Here is a 7,230-nt window from a genome sequence, read left to right as displayed (position 1 = left end):
GGGCTCGGTTTTCCGGAGCGGTCTGCCGACGTGCGCGTGGCGCAATATGAGTCCGGCACCCGCACACCGAAGGCGGATCTGATGGCCGCCCTGGCCTACGGCCTGGATGTGGCGCCGGAGGCTTTGAATGTGCCGGACATAGACAGCCTTATCGGTCTGATGCATACCCTGTTCACCTTGGAGGACGTCTATGGTCTTACCGTGGAGGAGGCGGACGGAGAGGTGTGTCTACGCTTTGGCAGGGACCCGGACAACAAAACGCCCGCGGACCTTCTGACCGCCGTGAGGGAGTGGCGGCGCCAGGCGGCCAGCCTGGAGGCCGGCGAGATCACCCGGGAAGAGTACGACCGCTGGCGGCACTACTTCCCCAAGTTCGACACCTCCCAGCACTGGGTGCACGTCCCCTCCAAGCAACTGAGCGACGCTCTGACCGCTGCATTCGTGAACCGCCTGAAAGACAAATAAGAACCACCCTGGCTGATCGAGATTAGCCAGGGTGGTTTGTCCGATTTAAAGAGTTTTTGTTGAAATACGTGCTCTCCACTGGTAAAATGACGGTATGTACAATTAAGGTATAATTGTACAGATACTAATGCAGTTGGTGTAATTATGAAATACATATTCGCTACGGAACTCGCTGAAAAATGGAATGTCACTCCTGCTTGGATCACGACACTATGCAAACAAGGACGTCTTTCTGGAGCCAAGAAAGATGGGCGTGTTTGGAGAATTCCTGACAATACCCCTAAGCCAAAAGACAAGCGCTCTATCACTTCATTGCCGGATTCTTTCAAGTTTATTGATCTTTTCGCGGGAATTGGAGGGTTTCACCAGGCCATGGCGTCCTTGGGCGGAACATGTGTTATGGCTGCAGAGATCAATGATGCATGTGTAGAAACATACAAATTGAACTTCAAGGTAGAGAATAATGACATCCGCAGAGATGTCAACAAGATTGATCCCTCTACTATTGCGTCATTTGATGTTTTATGTGCCGGTTTTCCCTGTCAACCATTTAGCAAAGCTGGCCACCAAGAGGGTTTTAATGATAAAAAGCGCGGTGGTTTGTTTTATAAGATTTTAGATATTATTGACGCTCATCCAGAAGCAAAATTTCTCATTCTTGAAAATGTTAGGAATCTGGCTGATCACACAGAGAATTGGGAAATAATTAAAACGGAGTTAATGAAGCGGGATTTTTATATCACAGAAAAGCCTATAATTCTTTCCCCTTCCGACTTTGGCATTCCACAAATTCGTGAACGCGTATATATATTAGGCGTGAAAAAGCTTTACCGAAATTTCCATATTCTCACAAATGGTTATATACATATTAATGATTTAGAACTAGATAGTCATCGGAAAAAATGCGAAATCGGTGATGCATGGACAATTCTAGAGGAAGAGGTACCTGATAACTACATCATCCCATCTGAGCAAGAAAAGATGATCTTTGCATGGGACGAGTTAAGGAAAGAAACCGGAATAACAATTCTTGGTTACCCTTTATGGATTCATTGTTTTGGTGTAAATGAGAAAAACACTCAACGCTTAAAAGAACAGTTAGGGTACAATGATATGCCAGACTGGAAAAAAGCGTTTGTTGACCAAAATAGAGACTTCTATCTAAAGAACAGAGAGTTTATTGATTGCTGGATTGAAAAGCATAAAATGCTTGATCAAATAAAACTATACAAAAAATTTGAATGGAATTGCGGTACTGATGTAACAGACATAAAAAACGCAGTTATCCAAATCAGACAATCTGGCATCCGTGTGAAGCGGCCAACATTTTATCCTTCACTCGTTGCCATAGTAAATACGCCCATTATTTGGGATGAGCACAAAGGGCATTTTAGACACATTACCCCTCGCGAAGCTGCCAATCTACAGAGTTTTAGGAAAGACTTCATATTCTGTGGTACTGATAACCAAATATATCGACAACTTGGTAACGCCGTGAATGTTGAGGTAGTTAGAGTATTGAGCGAGAGTTTATTCCATTTAGGCCGTTGGGAGGTACGATAACATGGGAAAAACGATTAATATTCGACCGACAAGTGGCGTCTATGCTACATATAAGCGGCTTAGTTACCAACCCTGGACGGCTATTGCTGAATTTGTTGATAACTCTACGCAGAGTTTTTATGATCACCAAGATGAGTTGTCCCAACAGAAGTATTTTAAAGGCCTCAATATTCAGATTGACTATCGCGAAGATCCCGTAAATGGTGACAGCATCTCCATCACTGACGATGCCTATGGTATGGAGTGGTCAGATTTTCAAAGAGCTGTTGTTTTAGACAAGCCACCAAAAAACACAGATGGACGTAATGAATTCGGTATGGGACTAAAAACCGCTGCTTGTTGGTTTGGATCATTATGGTCAGTAGAATCTACTATGTATGGTTCGAGAAACAAATACTATACCGAAGTCAATACAGATGAACTAGGAAAATATAAAACAGAAGAAATAGATGTCACTGAAGAAATCGTCCATCCTAAAGATCATTATACGCGCATTGTCATAAAAAATCTAAACAAAAAAATCAGCGGTTCTAGAACGGTCGGTAAAGTAAAAGAATTGTTGAGTAGTATCTATAGAGAAGACATACGAAGTGGTCTTGTCAAAATTTACTATAATGGAACGTTACTCCAGTTTAAAGAGGCCCCTGTTTTTAAAGAAATTGTCAACGGTCAAGAGAAAGCATGGAAAAAAGAAATTTGCTTTAATGTTCTACACGAAGGCAAAGAACTGACTGTAAAAGGTTTTATTGCAATTAGAATCCCCGGCAGCGTGAAAGATGGCGGATTCACTCTTCTTCGTCGTGGGCGTGTAATTGTCGGAGGATCGGAGAAGAATTATCGTCCAAGCGAATTATTTGGTGACTCGAACTCCTACAGGTGGCAACGTCTATACGGCGAATTACACATGGATAACTGGCCGGTTACGCAAGCAAAAGATAGTTTCGACTGGCACAACAGTGGCCTCGAAGAAGCATTTATTGAAGCTTTGGAGCCTCTAGTTAGTGAATATGGCAAAAAAGCGGAAAGCCTCAGAGTACGTGAAAGAATAAAAACTTCTGATTTGTTCCAAAGCGCAATCAACGAACTTTCAAACTCTGGAGTCGTTGAGACTACATCAATAGAGATTACAACTCAGCCTAGTAACGAGAGCAATCATCTTACGGACCAAAACCGAGACCACGCCCCAATGCCTACAGACTCGTCCACTGATCACACTGTCGACGAGCCGGAAGTAATTACAAGAGACGATGACGGAGTAATAGTCGAGGGCGGTAATCAGGCAGATTATAAGTTCAAATACAAAGGGACAGAATACCTCTTCCATATTAATCTTGAACTAAACAACCCCTCCCTACAATGGCTATTGGTCGAAATGGTAAGCAACTCAGAGTATACCATAACCATCAATATGCGCCATACCTTCTTCAAGCCATTAATTGAAAAACGTGATTTTCTACCCATTTTGATGCGGATGGCTATCGCTTTAGTTTTAGCAGAAGCAGAGTCCTTGTTGCTCTCAAGTGATGGACGAATTAACGCAAGTGATATACGAATAAAAATGAATGAGATCTTAGAGAACGTGCGGAATGGAGATAATACCCATGGACACTGAACTCATCACCGTTAGGGATTTAGAAGATGTAAATCCCTGGAACATCTCTGTAGATGGTTTCTTTAAGCAAAGTGCTGAACGACAAATGCTTAAGGATGATATATCTCCCGAGTCCATCAATGATATATTCTCAAATGCCGTTAGGATTTTAAATCAATGCCCAAACCCTAACGAAGATAAAGACATCGCTAAAACAGGTATTGTAATCGGAAAAGTCCAGAGCGGAAAAACATCTAACTTCATATCGGTACTAGCTCTAGCTTTTGATAATGGATATGATATTAGCGTTGTTCTGGGTGGAAACAAATTGCCCCTTCTGAAACAAAATGCCTCTCGAATCAAAAGCGCCTTTGATGTTGATGCTGAGAAATTAACGGTTTTAAAAACAAATGATAACAAATCCTTAATCAACCCAGCGAGAATACGAGAGTTTATTGAAGATGGAAGAAAAGTAATTATAGTCGGGTTAAAACGCTTTAATCATATCAATCAAATTGCTGACATTTTTGATGATGGTTACCTTGCAGACAAGCCCATCTTAATTATCGATGATGAGGGTGATCAGGCCACACTAAACACCAAAGCATATCTCGATTCAATGAGTAGCACCTATGAATCGGTATTGGAACTGAAAAGTAAACTTCGGCGTCACTGCTTTCTTTCTATTACTGCTACCCCACAAGCAAATATATTGATTCAAGCATTCGATAAACTGTCTCCTGATTTTGGTGAACTTGTTTACCCTGGAGAAGGATATTGCGGTTTGCAGGAATTCCACGGAGAGAACAGCGATAAACATATATATGAAATTCCGCTGTCAGAGTGTGATCTCTTGGATGACATCGGTGTCCCCGAATCTGTCTACAAGGCAATGGCAATGTTCTTTGTAGGCAACGCTATTAGATATAGCCGCGGTGATATGGGAAATCATGCAATGCTCATTCACCCAAGTAGGAAAAAGCCGGACCATCGAACGGTTGTTAAGAAACTTCAAGGCATATTAGATGACTGGAAAGTTAAAGCAAAGACAAAGCTTTCAGGCCATGCAGATATCTCATATTCCTCGCTTAAACACCAACTACTGGATGCATATAATGCCTTTATTTCTGATGATGTTATATGCGTCCCATTTGATGAACTAGAACCAACAATACTAACTCTGATTAAGAAATGTTCACCCGTTCTTATCTGCAATAGTGATGAAAATGCTAGTGAAAACTCAAATATTTACAAGACTAATATTTTTGTTGGCGGCGATCTCGTAGAGCGTGGAATCACTATTAAGGGTCTAGCTGTGACGTATATCACCCGTCGCGCCAAAGGCAAAAGCAATGTAGATAACACAGAACAACGCGCACGATGGTTCGGTTACAAGGCTTCTTATCTTGATGTTTGCCGTGTCTTTACAACAAAAGACATAAAGGATGATTTTACTAGCATCTTAGAACACGATGAAGATATGTGGGCTTCAATAGAACGTGCACGCGACAGAGGAATAGCCTTCAAAGACATGCCCCGCATCTTTAAATTGGCCAGAAACGCATTCTTAAGGCTGACGAGAGCAAACGTAGCAAAAACTGAACAATTCGCCCTGTCAGAATGGAAGGCCCAGAAGTTCTTTATCTTCGACGAGGATATGGTCGCAAAGGATTCAGACATCATCAGAGGCTATCGCGAAAGACATAAATCTATGATAATTGAAGAAGAGCATAACCCTGTACAAATTCACGCATGCCTCCATGACCAACACTTTAATGCCTTGTATGATGAACTATTATCAAAAATAGATTATGTTCCTAGCGAAGTTTTAAATAAAACATATTTTGCAAAGTTGAATGCTGCTTTACAAAAACTCGAATTAGATCCAGTGGTAGATATAGTTTGGGTGCGTGATAAAGAACACGAAACGCGTAAGATTAATCAAAATAATACGATATCTCAGTTATTCCAAGGTCGTAACCCAAATACAAATACTGCACTATATTATGAAGGAGACCGAAGTCTCGTAAATAGAGACCCAGATCATTTACAATTGCAAATACATTTTGTTAAACCTTCAAATATCGAGAGCGTATCATTCTACGCACCGGTTCTTGCTTTATATATTCCTGAATGGTGTTCAAAAGGACTATCCGAACTGGTGGTGAATACTAATGACTAATCAAGATATCTATGAACGCGTAAAGTCCATTCCTTTACCTGAAAATAACTATATCGTATTCCACGACAACGATGAAGACTGTTACTATGGAAAGGATAATAACGGACGCATCATATTTATGGCCGAATCGAAATCGCCAAAACTACTTCCAGTGACACAAGAAACAAAATCGCTACTCTTTGCTTTTAATAAAAAATGCACTTTTTCTCTTGAGCAAAACGAATGCACCCGGATTGTACATCTTTTAGCCTGTAAAGAATCTTCGGAAGATTCACTTCTTGCTTTTATACGGTTAACACACGCCTTTTCTGTAACCGCACACGATGATGACAGATATTACTCTGCTAAACTTTTCTCCGCAATATCCTCACTCTTTGCCAAGGATAAAGTTGCCTCTGAACTTGAACTGCAAGGATTATTTGCAGAACTTTATACCATTCTTTACTTTAGACAACATAATTGTGACCTTGCAAATTATTGGCAGTCGCAAAGCCGCATGAAATTCGATTTTTCTCTAACTGCAAAAAAGCGTCTTGAGATAAAGTCAACTATTCGTCCGAACAGAATTCATCATTTCAGGCATGAACAATTATTAAACGAGTTATATGATATTCGGATTGTTTCTGTTATGCTGCAAAAGAGTGATCAGGGACTATCATTGGAACTGTTAGTTGAATTGATCCGAGAGTTGTATTCAGATAACTATGGTCTTCTCCTCCATATTGAATCAGTTGTTTCAAGTATTGATCATTCCCTTCTTGCTTCATTGAAATACGACAAAACATATTTAGATCAAAACATTCGATTCTTTGATGCTAATATGATTCCTCATTTCTACGAAAAGACACCTGATGGAGTATTTAATGCCGAGTATGACTGTGATTTGGAAAACCTTCCTGGAATTTGCCTAGAAGATATTACAACCTGGATTAGGGAGAAATAAACAATGTTCAAAACTTACGATTTGTTTGACCATCGAAATATAAATGACTTAATACCTGAAATAGTCTATTACTATCTATTCCAGGGCTTAAGCCTCACTGCTATTGAAGTTAAGCTTTTTAAAACTGAGGAATATCATGGCTGGCTTAGTAAAGCATTTTTGAACTATTATGGTATAGATACGGAGAAAGAGAACAAAGGCATCTATGAGGGACAAACTGTTCCAGATGTTGTGGAAGAGCTATATAAGAGTTCTAATATAGCACATGTACGAGTTGCCAAACTCCTCAAAGAAAAGTACCTCTGAGTCAGTCCCATATTTTGTGTAAACGCCCCAAAGGTGCAAATAGAGCGAGTTTTCAAAGGGAGCGGAGGGAAGCCGTTCCCTTTGGCGTCATATTAGCGGCAACGGCGCCGCATGTCAAGGTCCCGCCGGCTCAGTCCGGCATCCGGTCCGCAAAGTACACCGCCAGCTGGGCGTGGATCA

The 7,230-nt window shown here is 40.9% G+C and carries 6 protein-coding genes; all 6 read left to right on the top strand.

All coding sequences use genetic code 11. The features are described 5' to 3' along the window. Positions 1 to 465 (top strand): transcriptional regulator (locus tag Q0Z93_RS09175; RefSeq protein ID WP_298064797.1); only part of this gene is annotated, 465 nt, incomplete at its 5' end. Positions 466 to 609: 144 nt separating this feature from the next. Then, complete coding sequence (gene dcm, locus Q0Z93_RS09170) at positions 610 to 2,028, top strand: DNA (cytosine-5-)-methyltransferase (RefSeq protein ID WP_298064796.1); 1,419 nt, start codon at positions 610 to 612, stop codon at positions 2,026 to 2,028. Between the two features lies 1 nt (position 2,029). Then, positions 2,030 to 3,640 (top strand): ATP-binding protein, encoded by a 1,611-nt coding sequence (locus Q0Z93_RS09165; protein ID WP_298064794.1) that lies wholly within the window; start codon positions 2,030 to 2,032, stop codon positions 3,638 to 3,640. Continuing rightward, a complete protein-coding gene (locus Q0Z93_RS09160) occupies positions 3,630 to 5,801 on the top strand; it encodes a Z1 domain-containing protein (RefSeq protein ID WP_298064792.1) in 2,172 nt (723 codons plus the stop codon). The genes Q0Z93_RS09165 and Q0Z93_RS09160 overlap by 11 nt, the downstream gene beginning before the upstream one ends. Next, complete coding sequence (locus Q0Z93_RS09155; RefSeq protein ID WP_298064790.1) at positions 5,794 to 6,744, top strand: PD-(D/E)XK motif protein; 951 nt, start codon at positions 5,794 to 5,796, stop codon at positions 6,742 to 6,744. Before Q0Z93_RS09160 ends, Q0Z93_RS09155 begins: the two co-directional genes overlap by 8 nt. 3 nt (positions 6,745 to 6,747) lie before the next feature. Beyond that, positions 6,748 to 7,050 carry a hypothetical protein gene (locus Q0Z93_RS09150; RefSeq protein ID WP_298064788.1) on the top strand — a complete coding sequence of 101 codons (303 nt, stop codon included), beginning with the start codon at positions 6,748 to 6,750 and terminating at the stop codon, positions 7,048 to 7,050. The last annotated feature ends 180 nt before the right edge of the window (positions 7,051 to 7,230 follow it).

Source organism: uncultured Rikenella sp. (genome assembly GCF_947628055.1).
Classification (GTDB): domain Bacteria; phylum Bacteroidota; class Bacteroidia; order Bacteroidales; family Rikenellaceae; genus Rikenella.
This window is presented reverse-complemented; position numbering and strand designations above follow the sequence as displayed.

Bases quoted from the DNA above. Each gene is read 5' to 3' on its own strand.
- dcm (WP_298064796.1), top strand. From the start codon at position 610: ATGAAATACATATTCGCTACGGAACTCGCTGAAAAATGGAATGTCACT.
- Q0Z93_RS09165 (WP_298064794.1), top strand. From the start codon at position 2,030: ATGGGAAAAACGATTAATATTCGACCGACAAGTGGCGTCTATGCTACA.
- Q0Z93_RS09160 (WP_298064792.1), top strand. From the start codon at position 3,630: ATGGACACTGAACTCATCACCGTTAGGGATTTAGAAGATGTAAATCCC.
- Q0Z93_RS09155 (WP_298064790.1), top strand. From the start codon at position 5,794: ATGACTAATCAAGATATCTATGAACGCGTAAAGTCCATTCCTTTACCT.
- Q0Z93_RS09150 (WP_298064788.1), top strand. From the start codon at position 6,748: ATGTTCAAAACTTACGATTTGTTTGACCATCGAAATATAAATGACTTA.